The organism is Vibrio sp. YQ_11 (assembly GCF_043103065.1).
GTDB lineage: Bacteria > Pseudomonadota > Gammaproteobacteria > Enterobacterales > Vibrionaceae > Vibrio > Vibrio parahaemolyticus.
In genome coordinates, this window is sequence record NZ_JBICJM010000005.1 from 314,840 (window position 1) to 336,932 (window position 22,093).

17 protein-coding genes and 1 pseudogene are annotated in these 22,093 nt (G+C 45.6%); 8 read left to right on the plus strand and 10 right to left on the minus strand.

Annotation, left to right across the window (positions count from 1 at the left end):
• Positions 1 to 18: 18 nt before the first annotated feature.
• On the minus strand, positions 19 to 930 hold the full coding sequence (locus tag ACF8EG_RS01910; RefSeq protein ID WP_069505591.1) for a LysR family transcriptional regulator: 912 nt from the start codon (positions 928 to 930) through the stop codon (positions 19 to 21).
• Positions 931 to 1,018: 88 nt separating this feature from the next.
• Between ACF8EG_RS01910 and catC the strand changes: the two are divergent.
• Positions 1,019 to 1,678: pseudogene (gene catC, locus ACF8EG_RS01915) on the plus strand (type C chloramphenicol O-acetyltransferase).
• A gap of 56 nt (positions 1,679 to 1,734) precedes the next feature.
• On the opposite strand, the gene ACF8EG_RS01920 reads toward catC, so the two are convergent.
• The 4 genes from ACF8EG_RS01920 to ACF8EG_RS01935 all read right to left on the minus strand — a co-directional run bounded on the left by ACF8EG_RS01920 (position 1,735) and on the right by ACF8EG_RS01935 (position 8,186).
• On the minus strand, positions 1,735 to 3,414 hold the full coding sequence (locus ACF8EG_RS01920) for a DUF342 domain-containing protein (protein WP_020838336.1): 1,680 nt from the start codon (positions 3,412 to 3,414) through the stop codon (positions 1,735 to 1,737).
• A gap of 426 nt (positions 3,415 to 3,840) precedes the next feature.
• Positions 3,841 to 5,862: a tRNA(Met) cytidine acetyltransferase TmcA gene (locus tag ACF8EG_RS01925; protein WP_069505593.1), complete on the minus strand. Its 2,022-nt coding sequence runs from the start codon at positions 5,860 to 5,862 to the stop codon at positions 3,841 to 3,843.
• Positions 5,863 to 5,986: 124 nt separating this feature from the next.
• Complete coding sequence (locus ACF8EG_RS01930; RefSeq protein ID WP_069505595.1) at positions 5,987 to 6,961, minus strand: ParB/RepB/Spo0J family partition protein; 975 nt, start codon at positions 6,959 to 6,961, stop codon at positions 5,987 to 5,989.
• A 7-nt stretch (positions 6,962 to 6,968) separates the two neighbouring features.
• Positions 6,969 to 8,186 (minus strand): AAA family ATPase, encoded by a 1,218-nt coding sequence (locus tag ACF8EG_RS01935; RefSeq protein WP_005500197.1) that lies wholly within the window; start codon positions 8,184 to 8,186, stop codon positions 6,969 to 6,971.
• A gap of 1,252 nt (positions 8,187 to 9,438) precedes the next feature.
• On the opposite strand from ACF8EG_RS01935, the gene ACF8EG_RS01940 reads away from it, so the two are divergent.
• Complete coding sequence (locus ACF8EG_RS01940; RefSeq protein WP_020838338.1) at positions 9,439 to 11,409, plus strand: replication initiator protein RctB domain-containing protein; 1,971 nt, start codon at positions 9,439 to 9,441, stop codon at positions 11,407 to 11,409.
• 288 nt (positions 11,410 to 11,697) lie between these two features.
• Here the strand turns inward: ACF8EG_RS01940 and ACF8EG_RS01945 are convergent, their stop codons facing one another.
• From ACF8EG_RS01945 to ACF8EG_RS01955, 3 genes are read right to left on the minus strand one after another with little or no spacing between them, the layout of a single operon-like run.
• Positions 11,698 to 12,165, minus strand: a complete 468-nt coding sequence (locus ACF8EG_RS01945) for a hypothetical protein (protein WP_053815598.1) — start codon at positions 12,163 to 12,165, stop codon at positions 11,698 to 11,700.
• Positions 12,165 to 13,097, minus strand: a complete 933-nt coding sequence (locus ACF8EG_RS01950) for an ABC transporter ATP-binding protein (protein ID WP_031854871.1) — start codon at positions 13,095 to 13,097, stop codon at positions 12,165 to 12,167. The genes ACF8EG_RS01945 and ACF8EG_RS01950 overlap by 1 nt, the downstream gene beginning before the upstream one ends.
• The gene (locus ACF8EG_RS01955; protein WP_065770102.1) at positions 13,094 to 13,948 is read right to left on the minus strand and encodes an ABC transporter ATP-binding protein; all 855 of its coding nucleotides are present in this window, start codon (positions 13,946 to 13,948) and stop codon (positions 13,094 to 13,096) included. Before ACF8EG_RS01955 ends, ACF8EG_RS01950 begins: the two co-directional genes overlap by 4 nt.
• A 362-nt stretch (positions 13,949 to 14,310) precedes the next feature.
• Here ACF8EG_RS01955 and ACF8EG_RS01960 point away from each other — a divergent pair, with 362 nt between their 5' ends.
• Together ACF8EG_RS01960 and ribA are read left to right on the plus strand one after the other, a co-directional pair.
• A complete protein-coding gene (locus ACF8EG_RS01960) occupies positions 14,311 to 14,511 on the plus strand; it encodes a PA3496 family putative envelope integrity protein (protein ID WP_005477395.1) in 201 nt (66 codons plus the stop codon).
• A gap of 244 nt (positions 14,512 to 14,755) precedes the next feature.
• Complete coding sequence (gene ribA, locus ACF8EG_RS01965; RefSeq protein WP_139124718.1) at positions 14,756 to 15,817, plus strand: GTP cyclohydrolase II; 1,062 nt, start codon at positions 14,756 to 14,758, stop codon at positions 15,815 to 15,817.
• Positions 15,818 to 15,922: 105 nt separating this feature from the next.
• On the opposite strand, the gene ACF8EG_RS01970 is transcribed toward ribA, so the two are convergent.
• The gene (locus ACF8EG_RS01970; protein WP_053340349.1) at positions 15,923 to 16,678 is read right to left on the minus strand and encodes an ABC transporter substrate-binding protein; all 756 of its coding nucleotides are present in this window, start codon (positions 16,676 to 16,678) and stop codon (positions 15,923 to 15,925) included.
• A 68-nt stretch (positions 16,679 to 16,746) separates the two neighbouring features.
• On the opposite strand from ACF8EG_RS01970, the gene ACF8EG_RS01975 reads away from it, so the two are divergent.
• The 3 genes from ACF8EG_RS01975 (at position 16,747) to ACF8EG_RS01985 (ending at position 19,806) form a co-directional block, all read left to right on the plus strand.
• Positions 16,747 to 18,654 carry an ATP-binding protein gene (locus ACF8EG_RS01975; RefSeq protein WP_069505597.1) on the plus strand — a complete coding sequence of 636 codons (1,908 nt, stop codon included), beginning with the start codon at positions 16,747 to 16,749 and terminating at the stop codon, positions 18,652 to 18,654.
• 91 nt (positions 18,655 to 18,745) lie between these two features.
• Positions 18,746 to 18,955 (plus strand): DUF3283 family protein, encoded by a 210-nt coding sequence (locus ACF8EG_RS01980; protein WP_005464888.1) that lies wholly within the window; start codon positions 18,746 to 18,748, stop codon positions 18,953 to 18,955.
• 134 nt (positions 18,956 to 19,089) lie between these two features.
• Positions 19,090 to 19,806: a YebC/PmpR family DNA-binding transcriptional regulator gene (locus tag ACF8EG_RS01985; protein WP_005464874.1), complete on the plus strand. Its 717-nt coding sequence runs from the start codon at positions 19,090 to 19,092 to the stop codon at positions 19,804 to 19,806.
• A 76-nt stretch (positions 19,807 to 19,882) separates the two neighbouring features.
• On the opposite strand, the gene rodA is transcribed toward ACF8EG_RS01985, so the two are convergent.
• Positions 19,883 to 20,965, minus strand: coding sequence for a rod shape-determining protein RodA (gene rodA / locus ACF8EG_RS01990; protein ID WP_069505599.1), 1,083 nt, complete (start codon positions 20,963 to 20,965; stop codon positions 19,883 to 19,885).
• 457 nt (positions 20,966 to 21,422) lie between these two features.
• Here rodA and ACF8EG_RS01995 point away from each other — a divergent pair, with 457 nt between their 5' ends.
• The gene (locus tag ACF8EG_RS01995) at positions 21,423 to 22,091 is read left to right on the plus strand and encodes a hypothetical protein (protein WP_029838604.1); all 669 of its coding nucleotides are present in this window, start codon (positions 21,423 to 21,425) and stop codon (positions 22,089 to 22,091) included.
• The last annotated feature ends 2 nt before the right edge of the window (positions 22,092 to 22,093 follow it).

Sequence of the window (22,093 nt, forward strand, 5' to 3'; positions counted from 1 at the left end):
TTGCTAAGTTTGTTGTCGCTATTCGCCGACAGAATATATGTTCCTAAAGTGATCAATGAACGCCCGCGTTCTTCTTGGTAAGTGCTCACGTTTTGGGTAAAGCAGATAAAGCGGCAAAATCGCATCCGTCTGCCATTCTGGTAGTAAGATCACGAGTTGTTCTTTTTGTGCAGATTCGAGTTTAGCCAGTGCAAATTCATCTAACATGGATACACCACAGCCAGCCAAAGTAGCATCCAACATGGACTGGACAAGATTAAAACTCAGCGTACTTTCTAACTCAATGCTGCACTGCTGTTGAGTTTGCTTATGCGTAAACGTCCACTTATCTAACACCAAGTCGCGACTTTTATAAAGGATGTGCTCTAAGTCACCAAGATCCTCTGGCGTACTTACATTTGGTTTATCCGCTAAATACGAGCGATGAGCGATCGGTTTACAGTGTAAAGTGCGTAGCTGATGGCCGACGTATCCCTCTGGAGGAGTATCGGTAAAGTAGAATGCGATATCAAACCCAGCCTCAATCAAGTCGAGAGGTGTCTCTGTGAAGATCACTTCGACGCTCACTTGTGGATGTTGCAATCGAAACTCGATCAATGTTTGGCTGAGTAACGCGGCTCCGAAAGAAGCGGACGCCGCTATTCTCAATTTTCCCGATACGATCTCGTTTGCCATGACTTGCTCATTGATCTGCTCAGCGCCTTCGAGCAGTTGCTTTACCTGCTGATAAAACCGCAAACCATCGTAGGTCAAATTAAACTGGCGCGTAGTTCGCTGAATAAGCTGCACCGACAATATGTCTTCAAGCTGTTTAAGTTGCCGACTTACATGCGCATTCGAACAATTCAGTCGCTTTGCTGCGCCAGCAATACTTCGCTCCTCGCACAAAGCGACGTAAAGTGGTACGTAGCTGAGCCATTTTATTTCCATACAGTAATTCTGAATCTCTAAAATCAAACTACTGGAAATAATAGAAAGCCTCTAAACTCTGTACAACCTAAATTTGAAAGGATGAGTTATGAGTGTTTTCGACACGTGGTTAAAAGGTCAAGTCATTAAAGATCACATCACTAATCCCAATATCATCGTTGGCGATTACAGCTATTACTCGGGCTTCTATCATCAAAAAAGCTTCGAAGAGCAAGCAGTACGCTACTTGTTGGGTGACCCCGTCACACTTCAAGAATGGCAAAGTAGAGAACCCGATAGCATCGACAAATGAATCATTGGCAAGTTTTGTTCCATCGCTTCTGGAGCCACCTTTATGATGGCAGGAAACCAAGGTCATCGCATTGACTGGATTTCGGCCTTCCCCTTCTCTCCTGAAGAATTTGGAGAAGGCGTGCAAGACGGTTTCGAGCGTGCCGGAGACACGGTGGTGGGGAACGATGTTTGGATTGGCAGCGAGGCGATGATCATGCCCGGAGTAAACATCGGCGATGGAGCCGTCATCGGAGCACGCACCGTAGTGACGAAAGACGTGCAACCTTATTCGGTGGTGGTTGGAAACAACCAAGTCGTACGTCAACGATTCAGCGATAAAGAGATTGAAACTCTACTCAATATCCAATGGTGGAACTGGCCAATAGAACACATTAAACAAGCAATGAAAGTAATGTGTAGCAGCCAAGTCGGTGCGCTTGCGGACTACTATCAAGAGCACATTGTCGATTTGTAGATAAACAAAAGCCCACACATCTTGTTGCGACGTGTGGGCTCAGTGAGTAAGAAAGCTTAAACCGCAGCGACGTCCTCTTCTTCCAAGTTCGCCGAGACTTTAATTTCGTATTGATTGAAACGGAACGAACAACCGCCATGAGTACGCTTTGTCGTTACTTGCTCGTCGCCAAACTGCACCGTCACGCGAGTGAAGACACGCTCTTTGGCTTCGACAATATTTTCTTCTAACGCGACTTCAAAGTCATGTTCCGTTTGTTCTAGCTTTTGCTTTATCGCTTCAAGCTGCTCGTTGTTTTGTGTTTTCATCACATCAATCTGAGCTTGTTCTTCGTCGGTACGTTCGGCTTTAGGACGTTTCTTAAATTCGAGCTCTTTACGAATCACATCCATCGTTCCTTCTTGAGCGCGTTTGTATTGATCTTTGAGCTCTGCTAATCGCTCCTTAAATGCAGAATAGCGCGCGAACGCTTCTACCTTAGTGGCGGTGTCGCCTTCTACGCCCAATTGTAAGCACACCACTTTGTCACCGACTTTTGCATCTCCGCCGCTGAGCGTACCGTTCCTACCGTTCGCATCCAGCACCGTCAGATTGCGCCCACAAACAATATCGTTATTCATGCTGTGCACCGCCAACTCAATATCTTCGCCAGCTTGCAAATCACAATATTGGGCGTAGCTGGCTCGAATCGAGCCTTTGGCTTTGACGTGACAACTCTTTGGCTGGCCATCACTCACGGTGTGGCCAATGATCCCTTTACCGACTTGGATGTCGTCTTGCGCTTGTACGTCAGCCGATTCAATGAAGCCGCCTACAGTAATAGAGCCCGTCGCTTTAACAATCATTCCGGATTCAATGTTGCCACCGATAATCACATTCCCTTTAAATTTCACGTGACCTGTATTCACGCCAACGCTATTGAGGCAAAGTGCGTTATCAACTTCAATGGTTTTGTCTTTAATCAGAGGCGTACCGGATACCGATGCAATCAATAGGTTTGGGTCGTGCTTGCTTATCTCGGTGCCCTTGCCTGGCTTCATTGGGCTGTCTTTTCCAGCTTGTGGAGGAATCACTCGCCCTTGAACAGTAAAGCCTGGCGTACCTTTGGTCGCAGGCGTGCGGCGCATCACCTCATCGCCTACGTCAACCGCGATAGTTTCACCGAGGTTACGTAAATCAATTTTGTCGCTAGCAGATTGGCCGTCTTTGGGTTTGAGGATGCGTTTGGTGATGTCTTTAACGAGAGGAGTAAAAAGAGCGTCTTTGCCTTTGATAGGTTGCTTACCAACCGCTACAGGTTGAGAAAAAGTTTCGCCGGGTTTGAGCTGAGTGCTGACAACCAACACTTTCTTCAAAGCCAGTTTGTTGATGCCTTTCGAAACTCTCGCTTGAGCAAGGGCTTGAACAATCTCGGGGCCACGTAAACCTCGGCCTCCGTACGCGCCGACAACGTTCATACTGGCGAGCATGTCATTATTCGATAATTCGACCTCAACTTGCGCGTTGCGTTTTTCCGCAATGACGATGCCTTCGTAAGCTTCGGCTTTACGTTCTTTGGCGCAATTAATGAATCTCACGACTTCCCCCTCAACAACAAACATCCTTTCAGCGTTCATTGCGACGAGCTGCTCGTTTAATTCATTTTGATTTAGCTCACCACCAAGGTCCACTTCTCCCGGAAGACGGGCTATCACCTTGGTCTTATCTTCAGATAACTCAAGACACAGCTTCCACATACCCTTACCACTTTGCTTCCCATCAACACTTTCAGTCTAACCAAAAACATTTTCTGAACAAACCTCGCACTTCGAAGAATAGGGCTCAGGTCACTAAAGGTCGAAGCCTTGGTATTATTGAGTAAATAAAGTATTAGGCATGGTGATTCATCCGCGTAAATCATTCCACTCTCGTTTCACTTCATGCTCCACTCTACAGCATGAGAAAGTTGTAGCTTGTAGTTATAGTGCTTCAATACAATAGAAGTGGCGACGCCACTCCTTCCCTTTTATTGGCGATTTTGTTTACAGCTCAACATTGAACTTTGTCGGTCATGAGTTTGCTTTTTATCATTCATCAAAAACAAAAAAGGAGTGAATTTACAGTGTAAAGTCACTCCTCTCAGCTCGTCTCTATTTACAGTGTAAATCCATAAGGCGTTGCGTTTACACTGTAAATTGACTCAACAACTTTTCTAACTCACTTCTTAACTGTTGCTCAACTTGCTTTCTTCCCGATAATCCAAATTGTTTGGCACAAATGACCCAATCATGGTTTAAGAACACTTTACTTATCATCAAATCAGAAACAGGCGCTAAACCATGTTGACGCAGCAACTGTTGTAACCACACAAAAATCGATTCATAGCTTGCACCACCCTGCGCATAGCTTTGAAGCAATACTCGCTTAGTCGGATGTAAGGTTTGATGTTGAATCGGTTGACGCAACAAGCTTCTAGCCAGACTCGGCTCTAACTTAGGATAAACAAGGGAAAGGCTCGCAGACAAAAACTCATGAAACAATGCTTGTGCGTCATCAATCCAAGTTTGTGATTTATTCGCAAGTTGGCGAACCATCAACAATGAATAACAACCGCTGGCGGCATCGCGCATAGTTCCTAAACGAATAGATTGATAGCCAGCTTGTTGCCAAAACTGAATCAACTCATCCGTCGCACCAAAACTTGTCGATAGATAATCCACATGTTCTCCAACACTTTCCTCGAGTAGTGTTAGCATGCGCTTGCCAACGCCCAAACCTTGTAGATCAGGATGCACCGCAATTCGCATCACTCGTGAAGTAATAAGCCTGCCTACCTTTACCAAACCAAGTTGATTGATGATGGTGATTGGCGTCAAATGCCCTTTAGGACGACGTTGACCAAGTTGAACGGCTTCAATTAACTCGTCATCAAGACCGCCCTCCTCAACCGTGAGAATGACTCCGATGATATTTTGTTTATCCATCGCGAGATAAACGGAGCTGTTGTCATCTCGCAGTAAATGGAGCAAATCATTCGGTGAGGTTTGATAATGAGCATTAACCAGTAAAGCAAAGCATTCGCGTAGTAAGTTGGGTTGGTGAACCAGTGCTTGCTTGTCCACTTTGTTCAACGATACGTTCGCCATGCCTTCAATGGATTGCGGCGATAATTCCGCGTTCAAGATAAAAGCGTCATACAACCACGTTTCTAACTTATCATCTACGCTCCAACGAATTGGCTGCTGCATGTGATACGTCTTCATGCCAGGTCGTTGTTGTTGCAACCATTCAATGAACTTCAACGTGAAGCCACGTCCGCAGCCTTCATAGCCATGAATCGTGCTAGAAAAGACCAAACGATGATAATGCTCGGTGATTTGTTTGAGCATCGGGACGGGAATCGCAGCCGCTTCATCAACTAGCAACAAATCACACTCAGGCAGCGAAGACAACAATTCGTCAGGCGCAATAAACTGAATATACCCATTGCCGACTTCCAAACGGTCTTTCTTCATCTGTTTGGCATCCGTAAGTAAACGCTGCGCGTGCTGATAGACTGGCTCAACAGCGTTAATAGAAGGCGCGGTAAGTAATATACGCAGCGGCTTGTGTTGCAACAACTGAGCACAAGCGATACCTAACGCGCTGCTTTTACCTCTACCGCGATCAGCCGTGAGCACTAAAGGACGCTTACGATGCCCACTCACCACTTTCTCGATTAATGAAACAGCGTGAGTCTGCTCTATGTATTCTGTATTTCTCTGCGCAATAGCAAACTCAGAAACCTGAGGAATGACTTTCCCCTGCTCAAGCACTATCAGCTTTTGCCATTGGGTCTGCATCCATTGCTCAGCGAAGTGTTGTGGTTGAGCTGTATTTGTCACAACAAGTAGCATTCCACCGCCAACGAGAGAGCCAATTGCCGCCGTAAAGCTATTGGCATCGAACTCTTTTCGCGCGTCAAACAGCAACACATCACATTCTCTTCCTAGTAGTCGATTTCCCTGCCTCATTCCAACACAAAAGGCATTCTCGAATGACCAATCCCCAACACAGAACCAACGTTGTGTGGTTTGAGTTTGAAGAAATGCAGAGAGAATGGCCTCTTGCCAACCGGCCTCTCCTTGCAAAACAATGCCTGAGCGTTGAAAAGCATGTTGAGATTGGCGTTGAAGTGAAGATAGAAATTCAGATTGTGCGTGCATGGGGTCTATCCGATGTTGAACTGCCGCCATGTTATCACATCTGCTATACGGAGCATGCTTCCACACGCTCAAGATCGCAGACATAAAAAAACCGCCCGAAGGCGGTTATCGTTAAAGCTTAGTTTTATTGCATTTTGCTTTGAACAAAAGCAAGAATTTCTTCCATCAAGCTGTCATCGACTTTCTTCAGATTGAGAGCAAGATTGCTTCCTTTACGACTGTAGCTTACTCGACCTTTGACAAGGTCAACTTTTTCAGATTTTTTCGCAGGTTTAGCTGGTGCTAACTCAGAGATCCAACTTTCGATGCTTTCCGTCACTTCTTTGGTCAAACGAGCCACGCCTTGTGCCTTGCTACGTTGCCACAAGTAACCTTCCGACGTACGGCATTTATCCAACAAGTTTTGCTGCTGCTCAGCGGTCAATGTTGAGAACTGTTTGTGCAGTTTAACGATGGTTGGACGACCTAAATCGCCAACATTTGGATACGCTTGTAGCAATTCTAGCGGCAATGCCGCGGCTTTAAGCGCACCACTTACCAATGCTTCACTGCACTGGAACATTTTCGCTAGCGCTTTTTGGTCTTCAGCTTCACCGCTTTCCAGCTTAGCCTGCATCTCTTTGCCTTTTTCGTAAAGCGACAGAGGTTTGTGCGCATTAGCAACGTCAGATAGGAATTTCGCGTGTTCAGTGTTGATGCCATCACCAACGTAAACCAAGAAATCCTTACCCGCCAAGATACAAGACATACGACGGCGGCTACCGTCTAGCACTTCAATTTTGCCATCGTCAGTGCGACGACCAACAGCTGGGTACTGTTGACCACGCTCTTTCAGTGTCACCAAAACATCAGATAAAGCATGCTCATTCAAGAAAGATTGTTCACGGGCGTTGTCCGCGAATACTCGCGTCTCGCTTGCCACTTTATCTGCGGGAATACGAACTAATTCAAACTGAACCGTGCCCTCACCCGCCACTGCCAACTCGATGGTTTGCGCTTTTTCTTTTGCTGCCGTTTGCGCTTCTTGTGGAGTCGCTACTCGACGTTTATTCGTTTTACCAAATAATTTCGCGTTTAATTCAGACGTTTTCAAAGCCATTTACTGTTTACCCCTGATTTAATGACGGCCAGTTAGAGTGCAATACGCGCTCCAATTCCAATGCGCTTTTGTGAACCGCATCTTGAGCAGTTGCAAGTGTCTTCTTGCCGCCTTCGAAATCACTTACGGTTAAATCAAACACAGTGCTGTAGGTGTCTGCACACGTTTCAAATGCACGGCTACGTGGAATGGTTGCCATCATCACTTGGTCACCAAGCAGATAGTTCATTTCCGTCAATACCGAGACTTGCTTCTTGTTGTCGTCTTCGAACATGGTTGGCATTAGACGAACAAACTCTAAGCCATTCCAATCTTCTGGGAACATCTCATAAACCGTAGGCAAATGCTGGAAGAAGTTAACCGTAGATGCCCAGTCTAGACGTTTTGCCGCACAAGGAATTAACAGTGCATTGGACGCGTACATCGCATTCCAAACCAGAGGGTCAACGTGCGGACCGGTATCAATCATGATGATATCGAAGTCATTCGCAATCTTGTCGATAAGCTGTTCTTTCAATAGACGAACGATATCAAGTGATGGGTCTTCAGACAGCGTTTGCCACGCTTCTGCGTTAAACATAGCATCTTCGGGGAATGCGGAGATTGACTTCAAGTTCGGATATTGCGTCGGCAACAGCACGTTCTTGTGTAAAAATTCGCGGTCGATCTCTACTCCATCAGGCACGTTGCCTAACATGATGTCCACCGCTGAATAAATGTTGTCGTGCTCAGCCACACTGATTTGCGGGTTTAAAAACAGACGTAATGAACCTTGAGGGTCCAAGTCAATCAAACAAATGCGGTAGCGTTTATCTAGGTTAAGCGCCAAACAAGCAGCCAAATGTACGGCCGTCATTGATTTACCCGTACCACCTTTTTGGTTTTGTACGTTGATAATCCATGGTTTATTGCCGTTATTCTTCTTACGCTCATAGAATTTTGGCACTTCAGCCGCATCCATCAGCATGTGTGCTTCTTCTAACGTAATGGAGTAATGATTCGCGTTGTTTTTAGTAAATTGGTGGCCTGCGGCTTCCATCTTACCGATCGCTTCATCCAGTTTACGACGAGTTAAACCAGAGCGAGTCTCCATCATCGCCTTAGACATTGGTGGGAAGTAGTTGTCACTTCGCTCTTCCAAAACAATCTCAATACGGTCAGCTTGAACTTGTTGCGTCAGCTCAGCTAACTCTTGAAGATTTTCAATCGTTTTTTCTCTTTTCATGCCAAATTCCGTTGGAAGGATATCTGCATCCAATTGTACAGCAGTAGACTTCAAAAACAACAAAAAGGTGCACATTCATTTTGAACAACCATCACATAAAAAACCATCAAAATTGGCTGTTTTATGATTTAAGAAGAAAAATATATCAATTTTTAATCGATTTATTCCAAATAAAAGAGGTTAGTTCTTATCAAAATTAAAAGTGTTACATTGTCACTTATTTACAATGTAAATCTATTTTATCCGGAACGATTATATAAGTGGGCTAAATTACGGATTATGTGATTTCAATCGACTTAAATCATTTTACATACTGATTGTGGAGGAAAAGAGAGAAAATAGTGTCGCGTCACGACCTTGATCATGCATCCGAAGCAAAATCAGCGAAAAGACAACGAATAAGAACGGAACCATGATCAAGGAAGACTCTTGATCATGTTTTCGAAGATAACTGTAAATACGAAAGCATGATCATGGCAGATAATGGACGAATGAAGGTAAATCAAGGCTTGAGTACATGGATCCATTTCTCGGAAAAATGATCAAGCAAGTAGGTTTCTCGGAAGCATGCTTTTTAATGCGCAATTTACGGCTGAATGCAGACGGAATGGGGGATTGACGCATAAATGCGCCTCTCAACCTTCGGAACGATGAAATACAGTATCGGCAAACAAGACATAGTGTCTTTCATGATCATGCTTCCGTTAATTCTGATAATCATGCAATCTTTGAGGCGAAGGACCCAAATTGACGTCATTTTAATCGTTTGGCTAATTTGGCAACAATTGAAGGTAAAGAGAGATGAAATAACCTTAGCTTGATCATTGATCCGCAACCTCGAAACACTCACAATAGCATAGGATCGACAAATCAAGATCGAGGCAATCACGGATTTCTGTGGATAACCGGTACAGACATCATGATCATCGTTTCATGATTGTTTTGATCATCTTTTCAGGAACTTAATGATCATGCTTGCGGAATGAAGTGATCATGCTTTCAAGGTTTTGTTGATCATCGTTTCGGTAAAGCTATGATCATAGTTCCGAAACACCTTCAAAAAATACTCATTAATAACAGCAACTTATGCTCGCAAAAATAACCAGATCAATAGATCATATAATCAATTAAGATCAGAATAATCAAAAAGATCAGTTATTTAAAAAACAAGATTTTTTCTTTATTTATGATCTGTTTTTCTTTATTCTTCGGAACCATAGCACAACTACGGCTAGTGTGATCTGGATCTAAAATGACGGCTGATGAAAAAATTCTGATTAAAGCACCAAGAAGCCATAAGGATGGCCATCTTTTTGAGGTACATGAATCCTCTGCTGATTGGGTAGAGCAGTACCAACATTTCAAAGGGGTGACCAAAAGCATCTTAGAGTTGCTTAATCTGATCTCATTGCGAGGTTTCAGCAGCAAAGATGGACTTGTTTCAACAACAGAGATTGTTGAAGCCACAGACGGTCAACTGACTCGTGCTGCACTTCAGCAACGTTTACGAGCGGCTGTCAATATTGGCTTGTTTACCCAGACTCCAGTACGTTTTGAGGAAGGCCTAGCAGGTAAAACCATGCTGCATAAGTTTGTAAACCCAAACCAGCTCATTTCGGTTTTGGGGGCAACAAGCTTAGTCACTGACAAAGTTCGTCAGAATGAAAAGCAAAAACGTTCTAAGGCACTCGCACAAACCCAAGTGAACAAGCGCTTGTTGAATGAGCACGGCTTAAATACGCCACCAATGATGAAGGATGAAGCGGATCAATTTGTCGTTTCACCAACGAATTGGGCTGGGATCATTGACCAAGCACTCGCACCACCTCGCACTCGTAAAAGCTATCAGAAATCCATGGTGTCGATCTCAGGCACCAAAGCGGTGATTGAAACGCGATCTTCCAAAAATATCATGACAGTCGATGATCTGATGACGCTGTTTGCGTTGTTTACTCTGACAGTGCAATACCATGATCATCATAAAGATCAATATCAAATGGATGCCGCGCACGTTCCGAATAAAACGCCGCTCTACATCACCGATATTTTGTCATTACGTGGCAAAAAAGACAGTGGCCCAGCGCGTGATTCCATCCGTGACAGTATCGATCGTATCGAGTTTACCGATTTCCAACTGCATGAACTCACTGGCCGATGGCTCAGTGAAAATATGCCCGAAGGCTTTAAGAGTGACCGCTTCCGCTTCTTAGCCCGTACCATCACGGCTTCAGAAGAAGCGCCCGTTGAAGGCAGTGATGGCGAAATTCGTATTAAACCCAACTTATACATCTTGGTGTGGGAACCGTCGTTCTACGAAGAACTACTAACACGCGATTATTTCTTCTTGTTCCCACCAGAAATCCTGAAACAACATACGTTGGTGTTCCAGCTGTATTCGTTTTTCCGTAGTCGTATGGTGCGCCGACACACAGATTGCATGCTGTTGAGCGAGTTAAATCAGAAGCTTGCACGTAACATTGAATGGCGTCGGTTCTCAATGGATCTGATCCGTGAGCTGAAACGCTTGTCAGACGGCAAAGGGACAGACGATCTTTTTGTGGTGAACTTATGGGGCTATCACTTAACGATCGAAACTATGATCGAGAATGATAAAGTGATGGATTACCAGATCGACATCAAATGTGACGTCGAAGAGGTACTGCGTTACTCACGTGCTCGTACAACCAACGCAGGCAAGCGCAACATGGCGCCTACGCTGCCAAACCCGCTTCGTAATGAGATGGTAACCCGACAGCAGCTTGAAGCGCTCTCAGGCATCATTGACGGCGAATTTGAGCCTATTCAGCGAAAAGCCCCGTCTCCGCGCGGAAATTTGGGGCGTCGAGTGAAGCAAAGAAAGCACCTTGTCGAGATCAACGCAGATGAGATCACCATTACTCTGTCGAAATACACCTCTCCAGAGGCGCTAGAACGCAGTATAACGGCGTTGTCTGCAATGACAGGGCACTCGTATGCCTCAATCAAAGAAGAGTGTTCTGAGTACATTGAGAAGCTAGATTGGCTGAGAGTAGGGGATGAACCTATTCCTTATGAGACTCTGAGCAAAACTGTAGAGCTGTTTAACACTCAAAACGAGGTTAAACATCTCACGATTGAACGTTTGATTGCTGGTTTAGCGGTGCGCCGTAAAGTTTGCCGACAAGTGTTTGATGGTCACATGGATGAGATGGTGTTCCGTGCTTTGGATGAAATGGCGATTTAATATGATCTCGCGCAAGCAGGGGTGAGTAATAGCCGTGACTGATTGATTTAAAATGTAACAATGTCTTTCGATGATAGAAAACAGACTCAACTCTAACAAACCACTGACATTAGATGTCTGAGCGAAGACTAAGATTTATCTCGAATAGACAACCTTTTGTCCTTTCTGATGATTAATAGATTGGCTCATATTGTTACATTCATTCTGAATAGACTTCGCGAGTTTCTCCTCAAGAAACTCGCTTTTTTTTGCCTAATTTTCCTGAACACTCTTGATCATTCTTCCGTATTAATGGCGCAGTCCTTGATCATGTTTCCCTGCCTCGTTCCAGTTAAGTGATCGCATTAAGGCGACATGTGATTCGATCAAGTTATTGGCCTGTTGTTGCCATTGGTTTTGATCTTGCTGTTGATTGCAAAATTCCAACGCTAATACGGTCAAATGCTGTAAACGTTTTAAGCACCAATCTTTAAGTAGAATATCACTCATGGGGTGGCATGCCGCTTGTTCGAGCTTCGCGCTTGCATAGAGCAGAGTTTGGTAAGCTTTGTGATGGTCTTGATACCTGGCGTGTTCAAATACTCTCAAACATCCATCTAGCCAGCAGGCGATGGCTTTACTTTGTTGATCAGACAGCTCAGGACCAAACACGGTATCAGGAGCTTCGTACAAGATCGCTTCTAACACGTCTACTTGATCATGCTTCCTAGTTTCATACCAATCCGAGATTTGATCTTGCCAGGAGGTCAGTTCCATCATGCAGCCTCAATCCATTGTTTAACAAAGTGATTCGGACCAACTTGATCATATTCATCAACCACAACACTGCTGCGATGACGGATCTCATCGGCATCTATTGAGTAGTTTGGTTCATTTTTCACCAAGTTTCCAAATGGCAGATCAGGATCGGGTACGGCTGAGATCAACAACTTAGTGTATGGGTGCTGTGGATTTTTCAAGATCGCGTGCGTGTCACCCCATTCAACGATTTGCCCTTTATACATCACCGCTGTTTCTTCAGCGATGTAGTGCGCGGTGGCGAGGTCGTGGGTAATGTACAAAAAGCCAATCCCAAGCTCTTGCTTCATACGCTGCATCAAGTTTAATACGCCTAAGCGAATTGACACATCCAGCATCGATGTTGGCTCATCGGCCAAAATTATTTGTGAACCGACGGCCAGTGCGCGTGCGAGGTTTACTCGCTGACGCTGACCGCCGCTGAGTTCGTGCGGGTACTTGTTTAACGTCTCTTCTGGCAATTCCACCAGCTTGAGAAGTTCGTCCAATCGCGCCGGGATCTCGCGGTCATGCTGCACCTGCTTGTGGATTTTCAACGGGCGAGTTAAATGATGACGAATTGTGTGGGTCGGGTTCAGCGATCCAAAAGGGTCTTGAAACACCATTTGTAACTTACTGCGATAATCTTGAATATCGTGTCGTGAGGTGATGTCATTGATGTTGGTGCCGTTAAATAGAATTTCCCCTTCGCTCGCCGGGTAAACCTTTGTGATTAGCCTTGCACACGTGCTTTTACCGCAGCCTGATTCGCCAACGAGAGCCAATGTTCGCCCTGCGTAAAGATCAAAACTGACGCCTTGCAACGCTCGAAAAGTCTCTTCTTTGGCAAAGCCACCGCCCACAGTGAACTCTTTGATCACGTTTTTCATTTGAATGATCGGTTGACTCATACTGGTGCTCCTTGTTGCTCTGGCTGCTTGTGAACATCGTGAATATTGGGGAACGAGGCCCACAATTTTTGCGTGTAAGGGTGTTGTGGGTGATTGCGGATCTCGTAAGCGTGATTGACCTCTACGATCTCACCATGGCGCATGATGGCGATGCGGTCGCACAATTGGCTCATCAAGGCTAAATCGTGGGTGATGAAAAGAACTGAGAAACCAAATTCTTCTCTCAGCTGATAAATTTGTTGCAGGATCTCTCGCTGCACCACCACATCAAGCGCTGTCGTTGGTTCATCCATAATGATGAGCTTAGGGTTTAAAGACAGCGCGATGGCAATAACCAGCCTCTGGCGCATTCCCCCAGAGAACTGGTGCGGATATTCACCCAGTCGATCTCGAGGGATGTTCACCAAATCGAGCAGTTTTTCGGCGCGATCTTTGGCTTGTTCGTTGCTGAGGCCTTGATGATGACGTAGGACGTCTGCAAACTGCTCTTGAATGGTCAGTACCGGATTAAGCGAGTTCATGGCACTTTGGAATACCATGGCGATTTCGCTCCAACGCAGCGCGCTTAGCTCCTTATCGGACAAACGTAAGATGTCCTTACCTTGGAACAGAATTTGTCCGCCAGAGATAAACGCGGGCGGCTTGTGCAGGCGATTGATCGAAAAAGCGATGGTACTCTTTCCGCATCCAGATTCCCCAGCAAGGCCGAATACTTCGCCTTTTCCAATATCAAAGCTGACCGATTTCACCGCATTAAAGTCACCATTGTCGGTGATGTAGTCCACGCACAAATCTCGGATCTGGATGACCGGATCACTGTGAAAGGCGTGACTTAAATTAATCTCACTCATTAAAAATACCCAACCAATACAAAAGATAATTATTATCATTATCGTATGTGCAAATGAGAAGAAAGCGTAATCGACCGAATAGGTGAAGTGACTCGAAACTTGAATGAAAGAAAAAGTCGAATTTTGGTTACGAGTGTGTGATAAAAAAAGACAAAAGTGAGAGCTGGATCAGCACACTTTTCTTAGGGGGAATTTTTCAAATTTAATCGTAAATTTGGCCTTTGGCAAAAGGTAAGTGATGAATCTATTAACGAGTTGATGAAAGGTCGGGAGGGGTCACATTTCCCCACTGTTTTTCTTACCTCCGCACAGTGGGTTTGCTATAGATTAGCTGTCCAAAACATGGTGTGTTCGGAGGAAATATGTCCATTAATTCTATCGACCATGAAGAGATGACCAACATCGCTCACAAGTGGGAATTACCCGAAGAAGAAGAAACCGTTGTGAAGCCAGAGAAAACAATGAAATCAGCAGAAGCCAGACGTCGCATTGAGGCACTGCGTGAAATCCGCGAAAGCGGGTTAAGCATTGAAGAAGCAAGAGAACTTGGCTTGATTCACTGATTCTCTCAATTCGGTGTACCACTCTATAGGGTAGCCAACTGGCTGCCCTTTTTATTTGCTAACCCCATCATTTAACCGAAGTTTCTTGCTCGTTTTGTTTGTTCTCCAACCTTATTTTTATTCAGTCTGAAGTCACTTTGCTTGCTTACTATGGTTTGACAAATGGTAGAGGCGTTACTAAAAGATATATCAGTAGGATATGCCTTTTGTTGACTATCCATATCATCTAAGCAGGAGCGCGAATATGGTTGATCAGATCCTTTTCTACGAGCCCGATGAGCCACACGGCTTCCTCTCCAACTTCTGTCATGCCCCCGTCGAAATATCTTCCCAATCTTGGCCCACCAGCGAACACTACTATCAAGCTCAGAAATTTGTTGATGCCCAACTGCAAACCAAAATTCAGCATGCCCAATCGCCGGATGAAGCGTTCGCGTTAAGCCGTCAGTACGAGCATCTCGTTCGCAGCGATTGGGACAAAATGAAGCTCTCAGTCATGGCATTCATTGTGCGAGAAAAATTCCTCCAAAACCCGAAACTTGCTCAGAAACTGATGCGCACGGGCAATGCTTGCCTTACTGAGCATTCGCACAAGGACGCATTTTGGGGAGATGGGGGAGACGGTAAAGGTTTGAACCACCTAGGAGAAATTCTGATGAACGTACGCGCAGAGCTGCGACATGTCGAGCCTTACAATTTGGTTAAGTTCATCGACAAAGCTAAGCTGCCAACTCAGTGGGGCACATTCATGATGCACGGCTTCATCGAGACGGCTACAGGGAAGGAGCATCTCGCGCTGGTGTATGGCGACCCGACGTCTCAGCCTGCGCCATTGATTCGGCTCCATTCTGAATGTCTCACTGGGGACGCACTATTTAGCACCCGCTGCGATTGCGGTTTTCAGTTAAATCGTGCGTTACAAAACATCGTCGAAGAGGGCTGCGGCGTGCTGCTCTATTTGCGTCAGGAGGGACGTGGCATCGGTTTAATCAACAAAATTCGCGCCTATCACTTGCAGGATGATGGTGCGGATACCGTTGAGGCGAATGAGCGTTTAGGGTTTGCTGCTGATATGCGAGACTATGCGTTTTGCAAAGGGATGTTAGAGCATTTAGGGATTGACGAAGTGCGTCTGATGACCAACAACCCCCGTAAGCTTGCGGCTTTGAAAAACGCGTACATCAATGTCGTTGAGCGTGTGCCACTGCAAGAAGGTCGCAATCCAAGCAACCAACACTATCTAAAAACCAAAGCAAACAAATTAGGGCACATGTTTGATCCCAATTTTGTTGATCAAACGGAATGATCGTTTCTGGCGTGTATCAAATCGAATAGACAAAAACGCCAGCTTGAGAAGGCTGGCGTTTTAGTGGGGATCTCAAAAGCTGCACCAGTAAAAGGGCTAGGCGCGTTAAAGATAGTGTTTGACGATGTTATCGATCTCTCCCGAGGCTTTTAGATCCGACAGGCGTTGATTAATAAAGTGTTGCACTTCAGGTTTCATCTCTGGAGAAAAGGCCAGATAGATCGAATAGTCGGGGATCACAGCGCTAAAAGATTGAATCTCAAATTGTTCGACTGGCAGCTCCAGACGTTTTAAGTTGTACATCACCCGCGATTCCATCTCGACAAACGCCGTATCGCCTGGCGTTCTCTGAATTACGCGATATGCGGCGTCGTAATCTTTAACGCGCATCTCGTTGACGGTTTTATCTTCAAAAAACGGCATTAAGTTTGGGTAGTCGAAACCTAGCAGCAATACGATGGAACGACCTTTGATGTCTTGCATGGTATTGAATTTAAAAGGCGCATCACTGCTGGATACCAACACGTGTTTTACAGTGTAAATAGGCTCTTTAGATAAGTTTTCTGATTGAACTCGGCCCCAATCAGGGCTGCCGTATGTCAGCCAGTTTTCTTCCCCACCCGTTTCTAATACTGAAATCATGCGCTTAAACGGATAGGTGTGAAAATTCACCTTATAACCTGAGTTGGCAAAAATCGCGTTCACAATATCCGTCACGATCCCGGCGTGTTGTTGTCCTTGTTGTTCGATTTGAAATGGCCTTGCTTGGTCGGCGATAACGTAATAATTCACCTCTTCAGCGGCGGTCGCTGCACTGACTGCCATACAACTAAAAGCCAATACACGTAGAAGTCCTTTCATCCTATCCTCGATTATTATTTGCTCACGACTATATTTAGAGTAGCGCAAGATTATCGGAGTGATTTCATATGGATGTAAAAGAGCGAACTCAACGCCGGTTTAGTATCGGTAACCAGCTTATGCTGGCGGTTTTAACGTTGAGTTTGAGCTTTACGTTAGTCATTTCTGCCATCAGTTTATATCGTGATTTTCAAGAAGAGTTGTCCCATCTCGACACCGACTTAAAACAAGTGGAGTCGAGCTACCTCTCCAGCTTTTCAGCCAGTTTGTGGGTTGAAGACCGTGAGCTGTTACTCACCCAAGCGCTGGGGGCGATGCGTTTGCCTTCGGTGGATTACCTACGCATTGCTACCAAAGACGAAGTTATCATCGAGCTCGGAACAGAAATCACGCAAGATGTGGTTGAGAGGCGTTGGCCGATGCAGTTTAGTGTGGGTGAAAAAACGTTTGAGCTTGCAGAGCTGACTGTGCAATCTGACCTTAGCGCCGTCTATCAAGATTTATGGCAACAGTTCTTTTTTCTACTCACGACAGAAGCGATAAAAATTTTGCTGTTGATGGTTGGGGTGTTGTGGGTTGCCTTCCGTTTATTGGTGAATCCTTTGCAGTTGCTTTCCGGTGCGGTGAGTGATTTTAGCGGCGGTAATGCGCCGAGTACGGTCACGCTGCCCAAACGTTGGTGTTTTGATGAAGTCAGCTTGTTGGCGCAAAAATACAATCGAAGCGTGAAAAAAGTGCGAGAGCATCAAGCCGAGTTAGAAGCAGAGCGAGATAAGGCGGAAGTCGCCAATCGCAAGAAAAGTGAGTTTCTCGCGACCATGAGCCACGAGATCCGCACCCCTATGAATGGCATTATTGGTGTGGCGTCGCTGCTTAGTGATACTAAGCTCGATCCGCAGCAAAAAGAATTTGTGGAGATCATCGATAACTCATCGCAATCGCTCATGACCATTATTGATGACATCCTCGATTTCTCCAAAGTTGAAGCGGGGAAGGTGGAACTCGCCAGCGAGACGTATCATTTTCGTCAGTTATTGGATGATGTGATCAGCTTACACACCGTAAAAGCACAGCAAAAGAATTTGCAATTGCTCAGTGATATCGACCCTAAGTTGCCCGCTGAAGTACAAGGAGATGAAGGACGTCTGAAGCAGGTGCTCAATAACTTACTTAGCAACGCGGTCAAATTCACCGAGCGTGGTCATGTCAAATTACTTGTCTCATTGCACGAGCAAAACAACGATATCGCCCTAGTTCGCTTTCGCGTTGTGGACTCGGGGATAGGTATTGCCAAAGAGCACCAGCAAGCGGTGTTTGAACGCTTTCAACAAGCCGATGGCAGTACAACTCGCAAATATGGTGGTACAGGGTTAGGTTTGGCGATTTGTGCCCAACTCGTCCACATCATGGGTGGAGACATCAAGCTAACCAGTGAACTTGGCTTGGGAAGCTGTTTCGATTTCACCATTCCTTTAACGGTGGTGAGCGGTCTTCCAACATATACCGATCCGCTCAATGTGCTCGATTTTCCTCGAACAGAGGCGAATGAGGCAACGAACAAAAATCCAGATAAGCCGTGGGTTTTGATTGTCGAAGATACGGAAGTGAATCAGAGGGTTGTTCGCATTATGCTGGAGGTGCTAGGGCTTAAAGTCAGTGTCGCGAGCCATGGTGAAGAAGCGTTGCAGTTATGCCGCGAGCACGCCTTTGATCTCATCTTTATGGATTGCCAAATGCCAGTGATGGATGGGTTTATTGCGACAGAGCAGATCCGTAACATGAATGAGTGGGGCGCTCACGTGCCGATCATCGCATTAACTGCCAATGTAGTGAAAGAAGATCAGCAGCGTTGCTTTGAAGCGGGCATGAACGCGTTTGTTGCTAAGCCTGTGACGAAGGCGCGATTACAGCAAATCTTTGAACAATATTTGCCAAAAGCCCTCAAAAATATCGCCACACCCAAGCGAGTAACTTGAAATTGATCAAGTTAAGTGCGTTTCTATTCTGCAATTGTAACTCTGTATGCTATAGTGCGCGGCTAGTATTTAAAGTACCTTGAGGCTGTGAATGTCGTTTAATCTATCCCTGTTGCCGCCTGATGAAAAAAACAAGATCGAACTGGATAAACAAGCGTCGTTTTTGGTTTGGAAACTCAGAGAGGCCAAATCTGGCCCTGAAGCAATAGAAGAACAGCTGTCTAAGATTAACGATGCTGATGAAAAAGTCTTTTTTCAACAGGCAGTCGAAAAGTATAAACGAGTAATGGGTGTCGCATGATGCGAACCGTGGCTCGGTGTAAACCGTAGCGGCGAATGAGGTTTCCTCCCCATTCCTTTGCAGAGTGAAATGGACAATGTTTCACTCTTTGCTAAAATCCTTCGCATTAAATTTGAACTTAGAGAGACATCCCGATGGGAAGAAGTTTTGAAGTGCGCAAAGCCTCTATGGCGAAAACTGCAGGCGCAAAAATTAAAGTTTATTCCAAATACGGTAAAGAAATTTACATGTGTGCGAAAAACGGTGGTAGTGACCCAGACATGAACTTGTCTCTGAAACACCTAATCGCAAAAGCGAAAAAAGACCAGGTTCCTGCGCACGTTATTGAAAAAGCACTAGACAAAGCAAACGGCGGCGGTGGTGAAGACTACGTACCTGCACGTTACGAAGGCTTTGGTCCTGGTGGCACAAGCGTGATCGTCGACTGTCTAACAGACAACGGCAACCGTACTTTCCAAGATGTTCGCCAATGCTTTGTAAAAGTTGGCGCGAAAATTGGTGTGGAAGGTTCTGTGTCTCACATGTTCGATCACCAAGCGGTATTCCAATTCAAAGGCGAAGACGATGAAGTGATTCTTGAAACGCTAATGATGGAAGACGTAGACGTAACTGACGTTGAACTAGAAGATGGTGTGATCACAGTATTTGCTCCTCACACTGAGTTCTTCAAAACGAAAACAGCGCTAAACGCAGCATTCCCTGATCTGACAATTGATGTGGAAGAAATCACTTTCGTTCCTCAAACTCAAACGCCAGTAGCGGGTGAAGACGCAGAGAAATTCCAGAAGTTCCTAGACCTTCTAGATGACTGCGACGACGTTCAGCAGGTATACCACAACGCTGAGCTATAATTTTTAGCTTTCGTTGTTGTAAAAAAGGCTTCCCGAGGGAAGCCTTTTTTGATCGTGCTGATGGTTGCGAGCAGCGCTAAGTATTACGGTATTTGGAGTAACACAGAGACATGATTACGCCAAAGCAGATGCCCTGTGTCAGCATGGCCGTTCCGCCGTAACTAAAAAATGGAAGCGGGCTTCCCATCACTGGCAACAATCCACTCACCATTCCAGTATTAATAAAGGCGTAGAGGAAGAAGCTCATCGCCAAGGTGCCACTGACTAAGCGACTAAAAAAGTGCTCAGATTGGCATGCTAGCAACATCACCCGTGCTGTAATAAATAGGTATAGCGTCAGCAATACCACACAGCCAATGAACCCCCATTCCTCCGCATAGGTTGAAAAGATAAAGTCGGTATGACTTTCTGGAATAAAGCCCAGTGTTCCTTGTGTGGCATTCATCCAACCTTTGCCTTTCATACCGCCCGAACCAATCGCAATCAGCGACTGAATGATTTGGTAACCAGAGCCAAGTGGGTCAGATTCTGGGTGTAAGAACTGAGTCACACGGCTTTTTTGGTAGGCTTCCATCACGAAAAACCACAGAATTGGTGCGAGCGTTAGAACGCTCACCACAAATCCGCCAATGATTTTCCAGCTCATACCCGCGAAAAATAACACGAATAGTGCGTAGATCACGGTAAAGATCGCACCATCCAGATCGGGTTGCAGAGCGATCAACCCTGCGGGAACCAAGGTAATCATCAAACAAAGCGCGATTTTACGAAAGTCAGGTCTGCCGCCTTCCAGGTGCAGCATCCAAGCGATCATGAGCGGAATCGACAGCTTAATTAATTCCGAAGGTTGAAAACGAAAAAAGCCGACATCTAGCCATCGTTGTGAACCGTTAGTGCTGTCACCAAACAGCGCGACGGCCAGCAGTAACGACACGGCGACAAAATACAAGTACGGTGCCGAGCGTTGATAACTGGCTGCTGGAATGGATGACATCACCAGAATACACATCAGTGTCAGTGCGCAGCGGGCTAAGTGTTTAAAGAGCATGGATTCATCGAAGCCACTGGCGCTCCATAGCGTCAGCGAGCTCAATAACATGATCGGAATTATCGCCATCAAAAGTGGCAAATCGATTCTTGGAAAGAAACGCTTGTTCATTTACTACAACCTAAAAACGCTCTCAAAAGAGCGAAAACAACCAGAACTCAAGAGAGTTCAAACTATTCCGATGCTAAGAATCCAATAGGTCGGGTATGTTGGCTTTCTTAGATTTGTTGAAAGTGAAAGCACAACAGGCCTGTTCACAGATGCGGCGCAAAGGAGTGCGAGAAAGGAGGTGCAGCATCATCTGTTGTGGTACGTCGACTGGGAATGTTGTGAAGAGGATAAATACACCAGCCTTGATATTTTCGCCACTCTTTTTATCGTACTTAGTGTTGAATCCAGCAATAATTGATAACTCGCTCGGATGTTATTGTGTTTTCACTCAAAACCATTTATCGCCACTCACGCCTATTTACTCCCTAAAAATACCATTGGTCGCATCCTACAGTTGGCTATGAAGCGATGGCGTAATCTGAAACCATCAAATCACGTTCAACTAAGGACAGTCACCATGATGGTTTTCAATCTTCATTTATCCAGAGCCACAACCTTGCTCGGCGCGGCATTGGCAGCGTTTACCTTGAGTAGCAGCTTGGCGTTGGCAAACCCTACTGAGCAGTTACTAACTCGCTTTAACCAAGCCGCACAGGGCGACACGGGTTTGGTGGATACTGTACATGACGAGCTTTCACAATTAGTTCAAAAGCAAGGCGCTACGCCTGTGACATTGGTTTACCTTGGCAGCAGTGAAACCTTGCAAGGGCGCGATGCGTTTATGCCATGGAACAAGATGAAGTTCACTGAGCGCGGGCTTGCCACCATTCAGAAAGGTTTGGATTTAATGGCGAATCAACCTATGCCGATTCAAGAGCAGCAGCGTTTACAAGGGCTACCAGAATATCAATTGGCTACTGCGATGGCGGCCACCACTTACACTTCGCTTCCGGATATGTTTAATCACTTTGAGCGTGGGTACGAGCTGTACCTGACTCTGCTTGATGACCCGAGCTTCAATCAACAACCGTTCGCGGCAACGGCTTGGGTTTACCTTTACGCCATTGAAGCAGCGCTGCGTGCAGAGGACATGGAGCAAGCGCAGAAATGGTTGGCGAAAATGGAAAGTTTCGATAGCACTCACTTAGAAACGCAAACAGCCAAAGCGTTACTGGCTAAACATTAAGG

Coding starts and splice junctions, on each gene's coding strand:
- ACF8EG_RS01925 (WP_069505593.1), bottom strand. CDS start 5,862: ATGCACGCACAATCTGAATTTCTATCTTCACTTCAACGCCAATCTCAA.
- ACF8EG_RS01970 (WP_053340349.1), bottom strand. CDS start 16,678: ATGAAAGGACTTCTACGTGTATTGGCTTTTAGTTGTATGGCAGTCAGT.
- ACF8EG_RS01940 (WP_020838338.1), top strand. CDS start 9,439: ATGACGGCTGATGAAAAAATTCTGATTAAAGCACCAAGAAGCCATAAG.
- ACF8EG_RS01945 (WP_053815598.1), bottom strand. CDS start 12,165: ATGGAACTGACCTCCTGGCAAGATCAAATCTCGGATTGGTATGAAACT.
- ACF8EG_RS01955 (WP_065770102.1), bottom strand. CDS start 13,948: ATGAGTGAGATTAATTTAAGTCACGCCTTTCACAGTGATCCGGTCATC.
- ACF8EG_RS01960 (WP_005477395.1), top strand. CDS start 14,311: ATGTCCATTAATTCTATCGACCATGAAGAGATGACCAACATCGCTCAC.
- ACF8EG_RS01980 (WP_005464888.1), top strand. CDS start 18,746: ATGTCGTTTAATCTATCCCTGTTGCCGCCTGATGAAAAAAACAAGATC.
- ACF8EG_RS01950 (WP_031854871.1), bottom strand. CDS start 13,097: ATGAGTCAACCGATCATTCAAATGAAAAACGTGATCAAAGAGTTCACT.
- ACF8EG_RS01985 (WP_005464874.1), top strand. CDS start 19,090: ATGGGAAGAAGTTTTGAAGTGCGCAAAGCCTCTATGGCGAAAACTGCA.
- ACF8EG_RS01930 (WP_069505595.1), bottom strand. CDS start 6,961: ATGGCTTTGAAAACGTCTGAATTAAACGCGAAATTATTTGGTAAAACG.
- rodA (WP_069505599.1), bottom strand. CDS start 20,965: ATGAACAAGCGTTTCTTTCCAAGAATCGATTTGCCACTTTTGATGGCG.
- ACF8EG_RS01935 (WP_005500197.1), bottom strand. CDS start 8,186: ATGAAAAGAGAAAAAACGATTGAAAATCTTCAAGAGTTAGCTGAGCTG.
- ACF8EG_RS01975 (WP_069505597.1), top strand. CDS start 16,747: ATGGATGTAAAAGAGCGAACTCAACGCCGGTTTAGTATCGGTAACCAG.
- ACF8EG_RS01920 (WP_020838336.1), bottom strand. CDS start 3,414: ATGTGGAAGCTGTGTCTTGAGTTATCTGAAGATAAGACCAAGGTGATA.
- ACF8EG_RS01910 (WP_069505591.1), bottom strand. CDS start 930: ATGGAAATAAAATGGCTCAGCTACGTACCACTTTACGTCGCTTTGTGC.
- ACF8EG_RS01995 (WP_029838604.1), top strand. CDS start 21,423: ATGATGGTTTTCAATCTTCATTTATCCAGAGCCACAACCTTGCTCGGC.
- ribA (WP_139124718.1), top strand. CDS start 14,756: ATGGTTGATCAGATCCTTTTCTACGAGCCCGATGAGCCACACGGCTTC.